The 1,558-nt window shown below is 47.0% G+C and carries 1 protein-coding gene; it reads right to left on the bottom strand.

The annotated features are described in order from the left end of the window. The coding region (locus DK874_RS12150) for a reverse transcriptase domain-containing protein (RefSeq protein WP_162798795.1) at nt 1-1,246 on the bottom strand (1,246 nt) is incomplete at its 3' end. Nucleotides 1,247-1,558: the final 312 nt, after the last annotated feature.

The raw sequence follows: 1,558 nt of genomic DNA, 5'->3' as shown, positions 1-1,558 counted from the left end.
CTTTCCATCTCTTAATTTTGGCGTTCGGATTGGACTCCGATACCGCGAACGTCAGAGGTTGGTGATCGGTAAAGATGTTTATCTCTTTAACCGCATACAGGTAGTGCCGCAACTTAGCCAGTGCCCAGACTATGGCTAACAGCTCCCTTTCGTTGGTAGCATAGTTAACCTCTCTGTCAGACAATGTCCTTGAGATCATTGTAATGGGACGTCCCTCCTGGGACAGCACTGCGCCAATGCCGTAGGCCGAAGCGTCTGTCGTTAGATCAAACGCTTTTTTGTAATCAGGGTATCTCAGGATGACGTCCTCAGACGCCAGGATATTGCGTAGCTTTTCGAAGGCACGTTGTTGCGCTTCGGAAAATTCTACCTGGATACTCCTGGACCTGTGTCGGCTAACACTACCGTTCTCGCCCTTCAATATGTCTGAAATGGGCCTAGCTATTGATGCGAAGTCTTTGATAAAGCAACGATAATAGCTGGCTAAGCCCAAGAATGACCTTACCTCAAATACGTTTTTGGGTTCCGGAAATTCCTTTATGGCCTTAACCTTTTCTGGGTCAGTCGCCGCCCCATTGTTGGTGACGATGAACCCCAGGAAGCTCACGCTTTTCTTAAAAAAACGTGACTTTTCTGCCGATATTCTCATGTTAGCGTCGTACAGGCTCTTCAGAACCCAATCTACATGCTTGACATGGTCGTTTTCATCTTCCGAAAAGATGATGACGTCATCGACGTAAACGTAGCAGAACTTTCCGATCTGCTCTCGCAGAATATCGTCAATTGTTCTTTGGAAGATGCTTGCAGCATTCCTGAGTCCGAATGGCAGCCTTCGGAACTCATATTTCCCTCCGTTTACTGCGAACGCTGTCTTTTCACGGTCGCGTTCTGCGAGCGTGATTTGGTGGTAGCCAGACTTCAGATCGAGGGTCGTGAAGTATTTGGCCTTGCCGAGATTCCCCAATATCATAGAGATATTTGGCATGGGGTATCTGTCTGGTACCGTCCTTTCGTTAAGTTTTCGAAAGTCCAGCACCAAGCGCATTTTTTTATTGCCCGCATCGTCAGTGCCCTTTTTGTCTACGACCCATATTGGGTTATTGTAGGGGGACTTTGACTTTTGGATTATGCCATTTTTAAGCAGTTCCTGAATTTCGCCGTTGACGAAGTCAGCTGCTCCCATGGGATATGGGTATAACTTGGCATAAATGGGCTCCTCATCAACCGTCCGGATGGTGGCTACCACCGACGTATTGTAAGGAAGAGCCTCATTAGGATCAGCAAAAGCTTTTTTCCTATTCCCGAGCATTTTTAAAAAAGCACCCTTAATTAAGGGCGGTGCGTCCGAGCAATCTACTTTGGTGAAATTGACATCGGGGCAAGTATGAAAGTCAATTTGCTCTGCTCCGGAGCCCCATTTGAGCTTGCCGGAAGCTAGGCAAAGTGACGCGCCGGCCTGTTTTAACAGGTCTAGGCCAACGATCGCGTCAAAGGAGGTCAAGTCTGGTAATAAAAAAAAGGTAGCTTTAAGATTAAAAATGGACACGAAACATTTCTT

This window comes from Thermus caldifontis (assembly GCF_003336745.1).
GTDB lineage: Bacteria > Deinococcota > Deinococci > Deinococcales > Thermaceae > Thermus > Thermus caldifontis.
Note: the sequence above shows the minus strand (reverse complement) of the source record. Positions and strands in the feature narration are given on the sequence as shown.